Source organism: Olivibacter sp. SDN3, from assembly GCF_014334135.1.
Classification (GTDB): domain Bacteria; phylum Bacteroidota; class Bacteroidia; order Sphingobacteriales; family Sphingobacteriaceae; genus Olivibacter.
The window spans coordinates 5,099,506-5,114,613 of record NZ_CP060497.1 but is presented as its reverse complement, the minus strand read 5'-3'; the positions used below and the strand labels follow the sequence as shown (position 1 = coordinate 5,114,613).

The 15,108-nt window shown below is 39.1% G+C and carries 15 protein-coding genes; 7 read left to right on the top strand and 8 right to left on the bottom strand.

All coding sequences use genetic code 11. The features are described from left to right. Positions 1 to 3 precede the first annotated feature (3 nt). Positions 4 to 675 carry an ATP-dependent Clp protease proteolytic subunit gene (locus H8S90_RS21655; protein WP_187343138.1) on the top strand — a complete coding sequence of 224 codons (672 nt, stop codon included), beginning with the start codon at positions 4 to 6 and terminating at the stop codon, positions 673 to 675. 115 nt (positions 676 to 790) lie between these two features. On the opposite strand, the gene H8S90_RS21650 is transcribed toward H8S90_RS21655, so the two are convergent. After that, positions 791 to 1,297, bottom strand: a complete 507-nt coding sequence (locus H8S90_RS21650; protein WP_187339878.1) for a YMGG-like glycine zipper-containing protein — start codon at positions 1,295 to 1,297, stop codon at positions 791 to 793. A gap of 217 nt (positions 1,298 to 1,514) precedes the next feature. Between H8S90_RS21650 and H8S90_RS21645 the strand changes: the two genes are divergently transcribed. From H8S90_RS21645 to H8S90_RS21635, 3 genes are all read left to right on the top strand, one after another. Beyond that, positions 1,515 to 1,820, top strand: a complete 306-nt coding sequence (locus H8S90_RS21645; RefSeq protein WP_255501689.1) for a hypothetical protein — start codon at positions 1,515 to 1,517, stop codon at positions 1,818 to 1,820. Between the two features lie 369 nt (positions 1,821 to 2,189). Beyond that, positions 2,190 to 3,608: a glycoside hydrolase family 125 protein gene (locus tag H8S90_RS21640; protein WP_187339877.1), complete on the top strand. Its 1,419-nt coding sequence runs from the start codon at positions 2,190 to 2,192 to the stop codon at positions 3,606 to 3,608. Positions 3,609 to 3,892: 284 nt separating this feature from the next. Continuing rightward, positions 3,893 to 4,219, top strand: coding sequence for a cupin domain-containing protein (locus H8S90_RS21635; protein WP_370525666.1), 327 nt, complete (start codon positions 3,893 to 3,895; stop codon positions 4,217 to 4,219). On the opposite strand, the gene H8S90_RS21630 is transcribed toward H8S90_RS21635, so the two are convergent. After that, a complete protein-coding gene (locus tag H8S90_RS21630) occupies positions 4,211 to 4,717 on the bottom strand; it encodes a GNAT family N-acetyltransferase (RefSeq protein WP_187339876.1) in 507 nt (168 codons plus the stop codon). The genes H8S90_RS21635 and H8S90_RS21630 overlap by 9 nt on opposite strands. A gap of 189 nt (positions 4,718 to 4,906) precedes the next feature. On the opposite strand from H8S90_RS21630, the gene H8S90_RS21625 reads away from it, so the two are divergent. The 3 genes from H8S90_RS21625 to H8S90_RS21615 are packed head-to-tail and all read left to right on the top strand — an operon-like array spanning position 4,907 to position 7,447. After that, positions 4,907 to 5,284, top strand: a complete 378-nt coding sequence (locus H8S90_RS21625; protein WP_187339875.1) for a GtrA family protein — start codon at positions 4,907 to 4,909, stop codon at positions 5,282 to 5,284. Next, positions 5,277 to 6,956, top strand: coding sequence for a glycosyltransferase family 39 protein (locus H8S90_RS21620; RefSeq protein ID WP_187339874.1), 1,680 nt, complete (start codon positions 5,277 to 5,279; stop codon positions 6,954 to 6,956). The genes H8S90_RS21625 and H8S90_RS21620 overlap by 8 nt, the downstream gene beginning before the upstream one ends. A 14-nt stretch (positions 6,957 to 6,970) precedes the next feature. Beyond that, positions 6,971 to 7,447, top strand: coding sequence for an N-acetyltransferase (locus H8S90_RS21615; protein ID WP_187339873.1), 477 nt, complete (start codon positions 6,971 to 6,973; stop codon positions 7,445 to 7,447). A gap of 2 nt (positions 7,448 to 7,449) precedes the next feature. On the opposite strand, the gene H8S90_RS21610 is transcribed toward H8S90_RS21615, so the two are convergent. The 6 genes from H8S90_RS21610 to H8S90_RS21585 all read right to left on the bottom strand — a co-directional run bounded on the left by H8S90_RS21610 (position 7,450) and on the right by H8S90_RS21585 (position 15,074). Next, on the bottom strand, positions 7,450 to 7,683 hold the full coding sequence (locus H8S90_RS21610; RefSeq protein ID WP_187339872.1) for a 4a-hydroxytetrahydrobiopterin dehydratase: 234 nt from the start codon (positions 7,681 to 7,683) through the stop codon (positions 7,450 to 7,452). 60 nt (positions 7,684 to 7,743) lie between these two features. Continuing rightward, complete coding sequence (locus tag H8S90_RS21605; RefSeq protein ID WP_187339871.1) at positions 7,744 to 9,162, bottom strand: efflux transporter outer membrane subunit; 1,419 nt, start codon at positions 9,160 to 9,162, stop codon at positions 7,744 to 7,746. Between the two features lie 29 nt (positions 9,163 to 9,191). After that, the gene (locus H8S90_RS21600; protein ID WP_187339870.1) at positions 9,192 to 12,395 is read right to left on the bottom strand and encodes an efflux RND transporter permease subunit; all 3,204 of its coding nucleotides are present in this window, start codon (positions 12,393 to 12,395) and stop codon (positions 9,192 to 9,194) included. Between the two features lie 6 nt (positions 12,396 to 12,401). Beyond that, positions 12,402 to 13,622 (bottom strand): efflux RND transporter periplasmic adaptor subunit, encoded by a 1,221-nt coding sequence (locus H8S90_RS21595; RefSeq protein WP_187339869.1) that lies wholly within the window; start codon positions 13,620 to 13,622, stop codon positions 12,402 to 12,404. A 234-nt stretch (positions 13,623 to 13,856) separates the two neighbouring features. Then, positions 13,857 to 14,456, bottom strand: coding sequence for a TetR/AcrR family transcriptional regulator (locus tag H8S90_RS21590; protein WP_187339868.1), 600 nt, complete (start codon positions 14,454 to 14,456; stop codon positions 13,857 to 13,859). Between the two features lie 102 nt (positions 14,457 to 14,558). Further along, the gene (locus H8S90_RS21585) at positions 14,559 to 15,074 is read right to left on the bottom strand and encodes a C40 family peptidase (RefSeq protein ID WP_187339867.1); all 516 of its coding nucleotides are present in this window, start codon (positions 15,072 to 15,074) and stop codon (positions 14,559 to 14,561) included. Positions 15,075 to 15,108 lie beyond the last annotated feature (34 nt).

The window sequence follows — 15,108 nt, the reverse complement described above, 5'->3', positions numbered from 1 at the left end:
ATGATGGAATTTAGAAAATTTGCTGTATCCCATTTTGGGATAAGTGGGAACACCTATGATCAGTACGCAAAGAAAATGAGTCAAAAAGTACATTTGTCGATGACTCCCTATATTACGGAGGAGCGACAACTCAATGTAGCACAAATGGACGTATTTTCCAGACTGATGATTGATCGTATTATATTTCTGGGAGAGCCCGTTGACGATAGGGTAGCCAATATCATTCAGGCGCAGCTGCTATTTTTACAATCTGCCGATCCGCTTAAAGACATTCAACTCTATATCAATTGCCCGGGAGGATCTGTTTACGCAGGTTTAGGAATCTACGATACGATGCAATATATTTCACCAGACGTAGCAACCATCTGTACCGGAATAGCATTATCTTTTGGTGCAGTGCTGTTGTGTACGGGAACACCGAAAAAGAGGGCAGCATTGAAACATGCTCGTGTAATGATCCATCAACCGTCCGGTGGTATGCAGGGTACGGCAGCAGATCTGGAAATCAATGCACGGGAGATCCTGAAATTGCAGAAGGAGCTGTATCAAATAATTGCAGACCACAGCGGACAGTCTTATGAATGGGTGCATACATCATCTAGCCGTGATTATTGGATGACTGCTGAAGAGGCAAAAAGCTATGGAATGATCGATGAGGTGTTGCAGCGAAAATGATTTACCGGGGCCTATTCGGTTCAGCCATTTATAGGTAAGCGTTGACATAAATAGCGAAAGCGTCACCAAGGTATAACCGCTGGTGACGCGTTATTATATTACGTTTAGTAACGTTTTACTTCTTTTGTGCCCGACCGCTCTTTCGATCACTTTTTCTACCGATTGCATATCCGCCACCGCCACCGATAGCTGCGCCAATGGCCGCACCACGGAGCCTTTTATCTTTGTCGATCAACGCACCGACACCAGCTCCAACACCTGCGCCAATAGCGGTTCCTTTGGCGGCGTCACTCCAGCCTTTCTTCTTGTTTGTGGCAACGGGTTGCTGCGGTGTATTCGATGTACCAACTTCATCATACTGCTCTTCTTGATTGGTGTTTTCATTGTCGGCAGCTGATGGACGACCGTATGGCTGTTGAAAGTCTTGATCGGCCGTCTCTTCTTGTGCTAAACCCGCTTTCTCAGCTGCTTCGGCATTTCTAAAGCTGTCGAGCGTTAAGCTATCTTTAAGGTGTTTTAATGCCGCTTCTTTTGCAATAGCTTCCTCCGTTGTCTTATTATTAGAGTTACATGCCGTAACGCTGATTCCGGCTATTAAACACATCGCTATTATTCTGTTCATCACTTTAACAATTTGAATATTTACGCTGCTACTTATGAAAAAACTGTGCCAAATTATCTTTTTTCTTGTTGTCTGCGTAAATTTTGATTTGATATCGGAATATCCGCGTCCAACCGAAAAAGGGATTACATGTCCTATGTATGATTTTTTATCCAGAAATTTTTCTTTGTTATTTAGCGATATTTTTTGAATTTTTACAGCAAACACCTAATATTGTATGGCTTTGACTCTCGACTCATTTAAAGGTTCCCTTGCATTCGACGTTCCTCCAAAAGGTCTTTCTGTTCATTTTCAGGCACTTTGGTATGATGCCAAAGGCAACTGGGATGCTGCGCACGGATTAATTGACCAATTGACTGATTCAATGTCCGCACATGTGCACGCTTATCTGCATCGGAAGGAAGGCGACGAATGGAACGCCAATTATTGGTATAGACGTGCGAATAGAGCCTTGCCCCAAAAATCACTGGAAGAAGAGTGGGAAGATTTGTTTGTTCTTCTTAGTGAAACAGCCGAAAGGTAAAAATCCGGCGGAGTGTAACTTGGATTGTGATGTTTTTTTGAAGATAACTTCCCGATTTACAACACTGGATCTTCGTGCCTAGGATAAGACCAGACTGAACAAGCTAACTAACTCAAATCAAGTTCGGACCAATAGCGCTCATTTTTCGGGGTTTATCGGGAAATATCCACGCCGTATACAGGGATTTATCGAGGGAAGGTAAGTAAATATAAATCAGTAGCAGATCAGGTCTTGGTATACGGCCGAACGTAGTCAGGTGTTGATTGTGGAAAAGACAGAACAAGATTTCCTCTTTTTTCTGAATTTGTTTTGTAGCGGAATTTACATATGTTTACGGTTCGTAAATATAAAATAAATGCTATTATTGAAATGGAAAGAAGAAGTTTTATCAAAAGTACAGTCGCTCTAGGGGCTGGTTATTACCTGAGTAATAATTTAGCCTTCGCAAAAGCCGACGATTTTCCGGAGGTGAGAATTGCGGAAAATATGCGCAATTTTACCAGCGAAGAAGTGGAAAAGGTCATAAAGACCTTTCAAAGTAAAGTAAAGAATAAAGAACTTGGCTGGCTCTTTGGTAACTGTTTCCCCAATACCTTGGATACCACGGTTTTCTTCCAATCAACAGACGGCGTACCGGATACGTATGTCATTACCGGGGATATTGATGCCATGTGGCTTAGAGATAGTAGTGCGCAAGTGTGGCCCTACCTATCACTAGTGAAAAATGATAAGCCGTTGAGTGATTTAATAGCAGGGGTGATAAATAGGCAAACGGACTATATACTAAAAGACCCATACGCGAATGCATTCTATGACGATCCGGAAAAGGTAGGTGAATGGGCAAGTGATAAAACCGAAATGAAGCCAGGTGTACATGAACGGAAATGGGAAATAGATTCCCTATGTTATCCTATTCGTTTAGCCTATCACTATTGGAAAAGTACCAAGGACACGTCGCCTTTTAATGAAAGTTGGAAGTTGGCTATAGAGCAGATATTACAAACATTCAAAGAGCAGCAACGTAAAGATGGTAGTAGTCCCTATCGTTTTGAACGGGTGACAGGGCGAGCCACAGACACTTTGCCGATGGACGGTTACGGTTATCCTGTGAATCCCGTGGGCTTGATATGTTCATCTTTCCGGCCAAGTGACGATGCTACCGTGCTGTCCTTTTTAATTCCTTCCAACTTTTTTGCTGTTGTTTCTTTAAAACAGGCTGCCGAAATGGTGGAAACAATTCTCAACGATACAGCATTATCCAGCGAATTGAAGGCCTTAGCTCAAGAGGTTGAAGAGGCGCTTGAAAAGCATGCTACCACAGAACATCCAAAATATGGAGAGATTTTTGTCTTTGAAACCGATGGTTATGGCGGTCAGCTATTAATGGATGATTCAAATATTCCTAGTTTATTGTCTTTGCCTTACCTTGGCGCTGTAGAAGCCAACGATCCACGGTACGTCAATACACGTAAATTTATTTTATCTGAAGATAATCCCTTTTTCTATAAAGGTGAATTTGGTGAGGGGGTTGGCGGACCCCATATTGGAAAGGATATGATATGGCCGATGAGTATCGTCATGCGGGCGCTTACCAGTAAGGATGATAAAGAAATAAAAATGTGTATACAAATGCTGCAGAAGTGTCATGGTGATACGGGTTTTATGCATGAATCTTACCATAAGGACGATCCGAAGAATTTCACAAGAGCTTGGTTCGCGTGGACAAACACGCTTTTCGGTGAGTTGCTTTGGGAGACTTATCAAAGGAAAAGAAGTTTATTAAACTAAAATTTATTTATTAAAAACAGCTAAAATGCTTTAGTGTTGTAAATATGAAGGTCGAAGATAAATTCTTCGACCTTTTTTATCGTTTAAACGATCTAATTTTTATATTTAACCCAGATTATGCATTAGACTTTCTATTATGCGTTAACAAATTTCAAAATCAGCCAATTGTTGTTTTCGACCATACCGTAGCGCCGCTATGCTTCAGTCTCCGAACAACCAGATTTTCTTGTTTTTTAGCGTCTATCACGAATCCTGATACATAATCCAGATTTAACAAAAAGTATATGATGTTTTATTTAGATAATGAAACTGGATGGACAGATTTAGGTGGTGGCCTAAGGAGAAAAATCATGAGCTTCAACGACCAATTAATGATGGTAAAGGTCAGGTTTGAGAAAGGCGCAGTGGGAGAGCTACACCAACATTTCCATACACAACAAACATTTGTAGCAAGCGGTGTGTTTGAGTTCACGATTGGAGCGCAGAAGAAAATTATAAAAAGAGGCGATTCCTGTTTAATGCCTTCGAATGTATTACATGGATGTGTATGTATAGAGGAAGGCGAGTTAATCGATATTTTTTCACCAATCAGAGAAGACTTTTTAAGTTAGGAATAATTTTTTAACCATTATTTTATCCTCCATTAAGAATCCTGATCCGATATCAATATTTTCGAAACCTATTGTTGCAAAACCAATTCGGGTATAGAAGAGCTCAGCTTCATTGAATCTGTTGACATTCAGTCGTAACTCATCGTTGCCTTTTTTTATAGCAATAGTTTCTGCCGTTTCCATTAATTTTTTCCCAATGCCCATTCCTTGTGTCTGAGGTAAGACATAGATTTTATGAATTTTAGTATGATTTGTGCCTTTATAGGAGCTTTCGTAAGATAGGAAACCTAAAAAGTTGTCGCCCTTCTTAGCAAGTAGAAAGCGATGACCAAAGTCTGCTAACTGTTGTTGTAGCGCAGTTTCGCTGTACATCATTTGTAACATGTAGTCAATTTGTCGAGCCGACAAGATATTGACAAAGGTTATGGGCCATGTTTTGTAGGCTATCTCTTGTATAGTGGGTATGTGTTCATTAGTGCCGTCGATAATTTTTATCATATTCTGTGTTTTCCCATAACAAAATTAGCAAAATTTCTTTTAGCTAATTTGCTAAGAAACAGGCCATCAAATAGAAAAGACTCTTTAAAATCTATCTCCTTTTCTGAAGTCAGTTTAAGTAGGTTGCAGGATATAAATTTAATCAGGCGCTAATAATTTCTAATAAAGTTGTTTCTTTGTACCATAGAAATGGCTAAGATTATAAAGTTTGCAATTACTGGAGGCATAGGTTTTGTGCTTGATTTTTTGTTTACTTGGCTTTTCAAAGAAAAAGTTGGAATAAATCCTTATTTAGCCAATGCAATCGGTTTTACGGTAGCTGTTGTTAATAATTTCTATATTAATAAAAAATGGACATTTAACGATAGAAAAAAAGACACAAAGAAGCAATTTAGTTTTTTTGTGTCTTTTTCTTTGATAGGTTTACTGTTAAACACGTTGTGCCTATTGTTGTTTACCTCTTATTTCTCTTTAAACTTCTATGTAAGCAAACTAATAGCCATCGCTTTGGTTTTTATATGGAATTATAATATAAATAACATAATAACCTTTAAAAAACATGGGTGATAGGCATCTGTCATTTTGGATGAACAATTCTTACAAACCGTTCAACGAAGAAAAGAAATTTACGTTTTTTATTGTTGTTGTAGCTTTTTTTAGTATTTTTTCGTTGTTTGGTGGTATTATGGAGCCGGATGGTGCTTTATACGCATCAATAGCAAAAAATATGATTCTGAGGGATGATTGGATAAACTTATACGTTAGAGGACAGGATTGGTTAGATAAACCACATTTAACGTTCTGGTTGGCGGCTATCTCGTTTAAAATTTTCGGAATCAATGACTTTGCCTATAAACTACCTTCTTTGCTCATTAGCTGGCTCGGGTGTTGGTACATCTATCAATTTTTAAAGCATATTTATTCAAGGAAAATAGCATTGATAGCTGTTATTATCTACTTAACAGCGTTTCATATTATCATTTCCAACTTTGATGTGCGTGCCGAAATTTACCTAAGTACGTTTACTTTCGCCGGAATATATTATTATTATAAAGGTCTGCGACAAGGATTTTTCCCTATACTTGCAGGTTCTTTTTATTTAGCTTGCGCCGTGATGGTGAAGGGAATCTTTGTACTCATTCCAGTTATAGGGGCATTTGTCTGCTATTGGTTGATAACTAAGCAATGGAAGGAGTTTTTGCGACCTAAGTGGTGGTTAGCCCTCGCGTTGGTCGGTGTTTTTATAATTCCGGAATTGTATACGCTGTATGTGCAGTTTGATTCACACCCAGAAAAATTAGTTTTTGATAGGCAAGGAGTATCAGGCCTTAAATTCTTCTTTTGGGATAGCCAGTTCGGGCGGTTTTTTAATACCGGACCAATAAAAGGGAAGGGTGATCTGTTTTTCTTCGTGCATACTACGCTGTGGGCCTTTTTACCATGGTCTCTGCTGTTTATCATTGCTGTAGTAAGTGGTCTGGCAAAAAAACTGAGGAGCAAACGAGTGCCCGAAATGCTGTTGATAACCGCAAGTGCGGGGATAACCTTTGTATTATTCTCCCTATCGAAGTTTCAATTACCACATTACATAGTCATCATCATTCCGCAGTTTTCTATTATAACAGCAATTTATTTAGGGCATGTTGATCATGGAAAATTACGCACATTGATTGCCGTTCAGCATTTTGTGTTTTTCGCTATCATATCGCTAATAATTGCTTTGCTCTTTGTTTTCAAACTTGCCTACACCACTTGGATAATAGTCTTGCTTGTAACAACTGTCGTATTGGCCTATTTTAAGCTGGGCCATTCACTGGTACAGTCGATTGTCTGGAGAAGTAGTGTGGTTTCTATAGTTTTTATGCTGTTTGCCTATGGATTCTTTTATCCGCAATTGTTGAAGTATGAATCAGGTAGAGAAGCGGGCTTATGGTTAAAAAAGCATCGACCAAAAAATGCATCATTCGTTTACGGCGCTGAAAGTTTCGCATTCGATTTTTATGCGCCAGGGGAGGTGAAGTATGTGAGCGATGTTTCAGCAATAGTGGATAATAACACATCTGCTACGGTGATTTTTACTTCCAAGGAGCATATCGCTTATTTACAGCAGGTATTCAAGGTAAGGTTACTTGAAGAATTTCACCATTTTCATATAACAAAGTTAAAAAAAGAGTTTCTGTATTATAAAACGAGACCCACCGTCTTAGGGTCCTATGCCTTGATAGAGGTGAGTAAATAGTATATTTTAGCTACATGCGTAAAAATAAGTCAACGTTGTATTTAAGCAAAATCGAATCAGATTACCCATGGGATTTGTTTTTACTTGCCGATCCCAGTATGAAGGCGATTAATGAGTATCTTCCAGGCAGTGCTTGTTACCTGGCTTTTAATGGAGGCGGAGAAACAGTTGGTGGAGCGATAGTTAGGAAAGCACATCATGGATATTATGAGTTAATGAATATAGCCGTTTATGAAAAATTTCAGAAGCAGGGTTGGGGTATCAAATTACTGACGGCTATTGTGCAAAAGGTGCAGCAATTGGGAGGAAAGAAACTGGAACTTGGAACCGGTACTTTTGGTTATCAATTAAAGTTTTATCAAAAAGTAGGTTTTCGGGTAACAGGTATTGAAAAAGATTTTTTCCTAAAAAAATATAAAGAACCAATAATAGAGGACGGTCTTCAGCATAGTGATATGTTACGGTTATCACTTGATTTGGAGGATAGCTAGTCCTATCCTCCGACTTTATCGATCGCTTCCGCTAAACTTTTATCTTTTTCAGTAACAATATTGCCTTGGTCATGTGTTGAAAGCCATATTTCGACTTTATTCCATTCATTGGTCCACTTTGGATGATGATTATGGGATTCGGCTATCATGGCTACTCTTACCATAAAGGCAAATGCTTCGGCAAAATCTTTGAACTCAAAAAGTCTATGTAGGCAGTTGTTTTCTTTTTTCCACATAATAGTAATTGTTTATCTCTGGAGATAACAACTATTATTATGATTTGTTATAAAAAAAACCTATTCCCACCCCCCACCTAATGAACGATAAAGGTCTACCAAGGCGTCTAGTTGTGCTTTTTTAATGCCTGCCAATTCCAGTTCGCTTTGCAAGACATTTTCTTGGGCGGTGATGATTTCCAGATAATTAGCCATACCGGTTTCAAATAATAGTCCAGCATGATTAATAGCATTTTGTAAGCGTGTGGTACGGTTTAAAGCAATGGATTCTCTTTGCTCAAGTTTATCAATAGCAATTAGCGCATCGGAAACTTCTCCAACTGCAGTTAATACAGATTGTTTAAATTTTATAACCGATTTCTCTTGTTCTATTTTTGCGGTTTCATGTTGCGTTTTAAGTTGACGACGTTGCAAAATCGGTTGTGTAATACTGCCTGCCACCATACCGAATAGGGATGCTGGTACATTAAACCAATTGCTGGCGGTAAAGGCGTTAACCCCCGATTGCGCTGTTATAGTCAAAGACGGGTACATATTGGCCTGTGCTAACCGTGTCTGCGCGTTTGAGGCTAAAACACCTATTTCGGCACTCTTTACATCAGGCCTTCTGCTCAATAAGGCAGATGGAACGCCAGCAGTAAGTTTTTCTGGAAGTATAACACGATTCAAACTACTAATTGGTGTTATTTCACTGGGAAATTTTCCGGTTAAGAGCTGGATCGCATTTTCCTGTGTAGCTATACGTTGTTCAAATTCTGGAACCAAAGAAGCTGCGGCCAAACGTTGCGCCTCGGCCTGCTCCAGTCCTAATAGCGTTATTTCGCCAACATCGTATTGCTCTTTGATGATATGGAGCGTACTGTCAGTAAGCGCCAGATTTTGTTTGGCAACGTCCAATTGCTCCCTGAGCATTAACAGGTTGTAATAGCCTTTGGCAATACTTGAAACGAGCTGGGTCTGCACAGCCTTTTTGGCTTCCTCGGATTGTAAATACGATGCAAGAGCAATTGCCTTTTGATTACGTATTTTACCCCAAACATCTGCTTCCCACGATAGTGCAAGCGCCGTTGTGTAATCTTCTATATGTGTTGTTCCCAGAAATTGATTTAAGCTTATACCATTCAAGCTATTATCGGACGGTCGAGACGAATTCGCAGCTATTTGGAGATTAAGGTCGGGGTAATAACCTGCCTTAGCTTGTTTGAATAATAGCTGGGCAGTTTCCATATTTTTTATGGCGATCTGAAGATCATAATTATTAGCGATCGCTGTATCAATCAGATCAATAAGTTTACTGTCGGTAAAGAACGTGCGCCAAGGAACAGACGCTAGGGTTGAAGTGTCTGATGGATTGGTCTCGGCACCACGGAAACTATTCGGAATGGTCGCCTCGGCCTCTAGGACTTTATCGGTAGTTTTGCAAGCAAAAAATAGTGCTTGCAAAACTAAAACTATTATGATATTAAATTTAATGTTCATTTTTTATTATTTAATGCGCGATGTTTTCGTTAGCTTAATTGAATCGTTTCGGCTTCGCTTAATTGTTGTACCGACACATTGTTGTTCGTTGAGTGGTTAAGGGGCTTAGGTGTACCAGATACTTTTTCCTGCAAATATTGAAATATAATGTAAAGTACCGGTATGATAAATAACCCAAGAATAACGCCAGATAACATGCCTCCAGCTGCGCCTATACTGATGGAATGATTGCCTTGTGCCGAAGGTCCGTTAGCGCTCATCATCGGGATCAGTCCAACTACGAAGGCCAGTGATGTCATAATAATAGGCCTTAATCTTAGCTGAGCCGCCTCCAATGCAGCCGATCGGATAGACAGTCCATTTTTTCTTCTTTGTACGGCGAACTCAACGATTAAAATAGCGTTTTTGGCAAGCAAGCCAATAAGCATTACCAGCGCAACCTGTACATAAATATTGTTTTCAATGCCTGTTAAACCGATGGCCACAAATACGCCAAATACACCCGTTGGTATAGAAAGTATTACGGCCAAGGGCAATATGTAGCTTTCATATTGTGCGGCTAACAGAAAATAAACAAAAATCAGGCATAATATAAAAATAACTGTCGATTGCCCCCCGGAGGTAATTTCTTCCTTGGTCATACCTGAAAATTCGTAGGAGAAACCAGTTGGAAGGAATCGTTCAGCTACCTGTTCAACCGCTTGGATTGCATCACCCGAACTGTGCCCTGGTGTTGGTATGGCATTGATGCCTATGGAATTAAAAAGATTGTACCTGGAAACGGTTTCCGGACCATAAACACGTTTCAGCGTTACTAGGGTGTTGATAGGAACCATTTCTCCAAGTTTATTTTTTACATACACGCCATCCATGGAAGAAGGTTCTGTTCTATCTATTTTGTTGGCTTGCACCATCACCCGATAGTATTTTCCGAAGCGATTGAAATCTGATGCCTGCGCACTCCCGAAATAGGCCTGCATGGTTTGCAAAATATCCTTCGTGCTTACACTTAGTTGTTCTGCCTTAACATCGTCCACTTCCAGTTCGTATTGTGGATAATCCGCTCTAAAGGTGGTAAAAGCTACTTGTATTTCAGGACGATTCATTAATTCTGCTAAAAAAGTCTGGCCAACTTGATCAAATTTGTCCAATTTCCCTCCGGTACGATCTTGTAATACCATGTCCAAACCATCAACATTGCTGAATCCGGGAACAGTAGGAAAGGTAAAGACAAAGAAATTGGCCCCTTTAATAGAGGTGAGTTTCTCACTTACAACATTCATTATTTCGTTGATGTCTTTTATCTCGCCTCTTTCATTGTGCGGTTTAAGTAATATAAACGCGACACCGGCAGAAGGACTGGTGGCTTCTATCAGAATGTTGAAACCAGAAAGTATATTAAGCGTTTTTGTAAATGGTGCATTTTGTAACTGTTGTTCAGCTTCTTTTAACGCGTTCGTAGTACGTTCCAAAGAGGCACCAAGAGGCATAGAAAGTGATATAGCAATAAAGCCTTGATCTTCTGAAGGTATAAAGCCGGTAGGCGTTTTTCTGACCATTAAAATAGTGGTCACTAAAACTAAGGCTAAAGCCGCAATACTAAACCATTTAAACCGAATCAAAAAACGGAGCCCACCTAAATAATTATTGGTCAATTTACTGAAACCCGAGTTAAAGCCAGCAAAGAACTTTTCTTTGAAACTCAACGATCTTGTAGTTTGTCCTTCATGGTTGACCTCTTTTAAGAATAAAGCACACAGGGCTGGGCTAAGTGTTAACGCGTTGATTGCAGAAAGCACAATGGCTATTGCCAAGGTAAAAGCAAACTGTCTATAAAATACACCGGTTGATCCTTCCATAAAACCTATCGGTAGGAACACGGCCGACATCACCAGAGTAATGGATATAATAGCGCCGGTAATTTCACCCATAGCGGAGGTAGTTGCCACTCTTGGTGGGAGTTTTTGATGCTCCATTTTTGCATGGACGGCTTCTACCACTACGATGGCATCGTCTACCACAATTCCAATCGCCAACACCAAAGCGAAAAGGGTCAGTAAATTAATGGAGAAACCAAATAACTGCATAAAGAAGAACGTTCCAATGATAGCAACAGGCACTGCAATAGCTGGAATAAGAGTTGATCTGAAGTCCTGTAGGAAAATAAAAACTACCAAAAACACCAAAATGAAGGCTTCGATAAGTGTATGTTTCACTTGGTCGATGGATTGATCTAGCGCGTCTTTCGTATTGTATAGCACTAGATATTTTACACCTTTTGGAAAACTTTTTTCTGCTTTTTCCATGAAATCCTGAATCCCTATCTGAATTTCATTAGCGTTGGAGCCTGCTAATTGCATAACACCAATGTTAAGACCTGCCTTGCCATCAATTCTGGTATGACTGGCATAAGTATACGACCCAAGCTCGATTTTGGCCACGTCTTTTAGCCGTAATACCGATCCATCGGCGTTTGATCGAAGGATAATATTTTCGTAGTCCAACGGCTCATTAAGTTTTCCTTTGTACTTAATAATAAACTCAAATGCTTCCTTGCTGCTTTCTCCAAATTTACCTGGCGCAGCCTCGACATTTTTATCTTGTATGGCCGCCATTACTTCATTAGGCGTAAGTTTATAGGTCGCCATTTGGTTGGGGTCTAACCAGACGCGCATGGAGTAGTCCTTGCTACCTCCAAATATAATGGCCTGACCAACTCCGGGTATTCTTTTAAGTTCTGGAATAATATTGATTTGTGCATAATTAGCCATAAACGTTTGATCATAGGCATTCTCGTCTTCCGTATAGAGGTCTAGTACCATAATCAAGCTGTTTTGCTGCTTCTCGGTAGTAATACCAGCCTGTACTACCTCAGCGGGCAGCTGATTGGTAGCCTGTGCAACTCTATTTTGCACATTTACTGCCGCCTGATCTGGATCGGTACCTAATTTAAAATATACCGTAATCATTAAGGACCCATCATTGCTTGCTGTAGAGCTCATATACGTCATATTCTCTACACCATTGATAGATTCCTCTAATGAGGGGGCTACGGCACGGATAACCGTTTCGGCGTTAGCGCCTGGATAGAGTGCCATAACCCGAACAGCAGGTGGGGCAATATCGGGGAATTGCTGCAAAGGTAATTTTATAATACCCAACACACCAAGTATAACAAGCAATATAGATATAACAGTGGCTAATACCGGTCTTTCAATAAATCTTTTTAACATGATTTCCTATTTGTTAAATGCTGTCAATGTGAGGCTGTCTAGTGATACTTTTTGAGGGGCAATGACTTGATCTTCCTGTAAGAGATCCATTCCTTTATAAATAATAAAATCGCCTTCTTTTATTCCCTCTTTTACTAAATAGTTTGCATCGCTTTTACCTACAATTTGAATTGGTTTCCTACTCACCTTATTGCTGTCCCCTACAGTGTATACAAAGATTTTATCTTGCATTTCTACTGTGGCCATTTGCGGAATAACCAGTACGCTTTCATACTGTTTCCCTAACTGTATTTTTCCGGTGTTTCCGGAGCGTAATAGTCCTTCTTTATTTGGGAAGGTTGCCCGTAGGGTAATTGATCCGGTGTTTTTATCAAATTGCCCATCGATCATATCAATTTTTCCTGATTGTGGATAGGGAGACCTATCAGATAAGAGTAAGGTAACAGGAGGCAGTTTTTGTAGTTTTTCGTCCAGTGTACTGCCTTCATGTTGATTTTTAAAACTGACAAAATCGTTCTCACCCAATGAAAAGTATACATGTAATTCATGTGTATCGGTTAATTGTGTAAGCGCCGAGGCATCAGTTGGACTTATTATACTTCCCTGTTTTTTTAATAATCTGCCAATATAACCGTCTACTGGTGCTTTGATGACCGTGTAACTTAAATTAATTTTAGCACTGGCCACACCCGCTTTGGCTTGTTCGAGGTTTGCTTTTGCAACATTTTCCGCAGCAACAGCTGTTTTAAGTTGAAAGTCTGCCAATACCTTGTTGTTCACTAACCTAGTCTTTTTTTCCACTTCTAATTGAGCATTTACAAGAGCAGCTTCGGCCGCATGCAAATTTGCAAGCGCATTGTTTAATTCTTCACGATAAGGATTATCATCTATTTTAAAGAGCGTCTGGCCCTTACTGACTTTTGCTCCCTCATCTACATAAATTTGCTGTAAGATCCCATCAATTTGCGGACGGATCTCTACGATACTCGTTCCCTCTATTGTTGCCGGGTATTCCTGGTAAATAGTTTGTATACTTGAAGAGGCTTCTATAACAGGAACTTCTTCTGGTGGTAACACGGCGTCGTTGTTATTTTCGTTTGTACAACTACTAATTAAAAAGGGAATTGAAGCTATGGTAGCTATTTTTAAAACATTATTAAACAATTTAACAACGTTAAGTACTGGGGAAAAACTATCCTTTATTATTGTCGAAAATAGCGATTTCATTTGTAAATTTTTTTAGATTGCGATTTATTAATTAACTGTTTTTAGGCAGTTATCGAGAATTTATGCTTAAGTGATAACTCGATTACTTAAATAGTTGTCTTAAAACTACACCTACATGATGATAGGTTGATGGAAGTCTGACAAGTTGTTATTTTAATCATCTTGTTCTAAGTGTTTAACGGTGTTAAATAATTTATTATTGTTATAGATATGTTAAAAAAAATCGATTGACGGCTAATCGACTAAGGAACGAGTAATGCCGTGTATCGCATCTTTCAGTACCTCCTGATTGACTTCATCACCGAATCCCTTATTTACCAGATTAATAGAAATTAAACCATGTATAATAGACCAGTAAGTAAAATACTTTTGGCAGATTAAATCTTCTGAAGGATTACTGTCTTTCATGACTTCTTTTATTACCTCACTGATAATTGTTGCATGTGAATCAAAACATTTAAATGATTTTTCCATTTCGCAACATTGAGTTCCAACACCGTACATCAATTGATAAAGTTCTTTTTCTTCGAAGGCAAAATACCAATAAGCCAGCCACATCGCTTCTAATTGTTTTTCAAGTGTTATTTCTTTTTCTTTGGCAGCTTTCACGGCTTTTGCTAACATAAGATAACCTTTACCCGCCAATTCTGAAAGAATGGCCTCCTTATTCACAAAATACTCATAAATCATGGGGGCAGTATATTCGATGATGTCAGCAATTTTACGCATGCTTATCGCCTGAACCCCTTCCTCTTTAACGATCTGTAATGATGCTTCCAGAATTTTTATCCGGTTCCCATCTTTTAACCGTTGTATCCGCTCTTTACTTCCCATGATTTCCTATGGCCATTGTAAATTTATTTAACAGTGTTAGGCAAACTTCGAAATTATTTTTGAAATACATTGACATTTAATTGTCATTTAAAATAAGCTGTTTTAAAATACCCTTACAACCTTAACGAAACGCCTTTTATAACTTTCATTGAATGGTGTTTCTGTAACACTATAAGCCTTACCTGAAGTACTATGAATAAAATGTATAGGTTTCCCGGAAGCGGACGTTATAATGCCGATATGACCGATTGTTTTTTTTTGTATGTTGGGACCTGTAAAAAGTATGAGGTCGCCCTGTTTGGCTTCCTTTAATGAGATGGTACGGCCGTGATTTTTGAAACTAGCAGAACTTCTCGGAACATCGATACTAAAATTTTTAAATACATAGTTAACAAAACCTGAACAATCAAAGCCTACCTTTGGATGACTAGCTCCATACTTGTATTTTATTCCTTTCAAGCTTTTGGCAAAAGCAACCAGTTTATCGGCCGTCAACGTAGATGTGTTGAGGGAAAAGCTCGGTGCTGAACTCTTAACAATGGTAAATGCGACTATATTATTCAAGGGGAAAAATGTGACTGCGAAAGAAAGCAAGATAATATTTCTAAAATGATTCATGATAAATGTTACTTATTGTATCTGTATGTCGTAC

Excerpts from the sequence above, each read along its gene's own strand:
- H8S90_RS21635 (WP_370525666.1), top strand. The coding sequence starts at position 3,893 with ATGATGTTTTATTTAGATAATGAAACTGGATGGACAGATTTAGGTGGT.
- H8S90_RS21595 (WP_187339869.1), bottom strand. The coding sequence starts at position 13,622 with ATGAAATCGCTATTTTCGACAATAATAAAGGATAGTTTTTCCCCAGTA.
- H8S90_RS21650 (WP_187339878.1), bottom strand. The coding sequence starts at position 1,297 with ATGAACAGAATAATAGCGATGTGTTTAATAGCCGGAATCAGCGTTACG.
- H8S90_RS21620 (WP_187339874.1), top strand. The coding sequence starts at position 5,277 with ATGGGTGATAGGCATCTGTCATTTTGGATGAACAATTCTTACAAACCG.
- H8S90_RS21640 (WP_187339877.1), top strand. The coding sequence starts at position 2,190 with ATGGAAAGAAGAAGTTTTATCAAAAGTACAGTCGCTCTAGGGGCTGGT.
- H8S90_RS21605 (WP_187339871.1), bottom strand. The coding sequence starts at position 9,162 with ATGAACATTAAATTTAATATCATAATAGTTTTAGTTTTGCAAGCACTA.
- H8S90_RS21585 (WP_187339867.1), bottom strand. The coding sequence starts at position 15,074 with ATGAATCATTTTAGAAATATTATCTTGCTTTCTTTCGCAGTCACATTT.
- H8S90_RS21615 (WP_187339873.1), top strand. The coding sequence starts at position 6,971 with ATGCGTAAAAATAAGTCAACGTTGTATTTAAGCAAAATCGAATCAGAT.
- H8S90_RS21610 (WP_187339872.1), bottom strand. The coding sequence starts at position 7,683 with ATGTGGAAAAAAGAAAACAACTGCCTACATAGACTTTTTGAGTTCAAA.
- H8S90_RS21655 (WP_187343138.1), top strand. The coding sequence starts at position 4 with ATGGAATTTAGAAAATTTGCTGTATCCCATTTTGGGATAAGTGGGAAC.
- H8S90_RS21600 (WP_187339870.1), bottom strand. The coding sequence starts at position 12,395 with ATGTTAAAAAGATTTATTGAAAGACCGGTATTAGCCACTGTTATATCT.
- H8S90_RS21625 (WP_187339875.1), top strand. The coding sequence starts at position 4,907 with ATGGCTAAGATTATAAAGTTTGCAATTACTGGAGGCATAGGTTTTGTG.
- H8S90_RS21590 (WP_187339868.1), bottom strand. The coding sequence starts at position 14,456 with ATGGGAAGTAAAGAGCGGATACAACGGTTAAAAGATGGGAACCGGATA.
- H8S90_RS21630 (WP_187339876.1), bottom strand. The coding sequence starts at position 4,717 with ATGATAAAAATTATCGACGGCACTAATGAACACATACCCACTATACAA.
- H8S90_RS21645 (WP_255501689.1), top strand. The coding sequence starts at position 1,515 with ATGGCTTTGACTCTCGACTCATTTAAAGGTTCCCTTGCATTCGACGTT.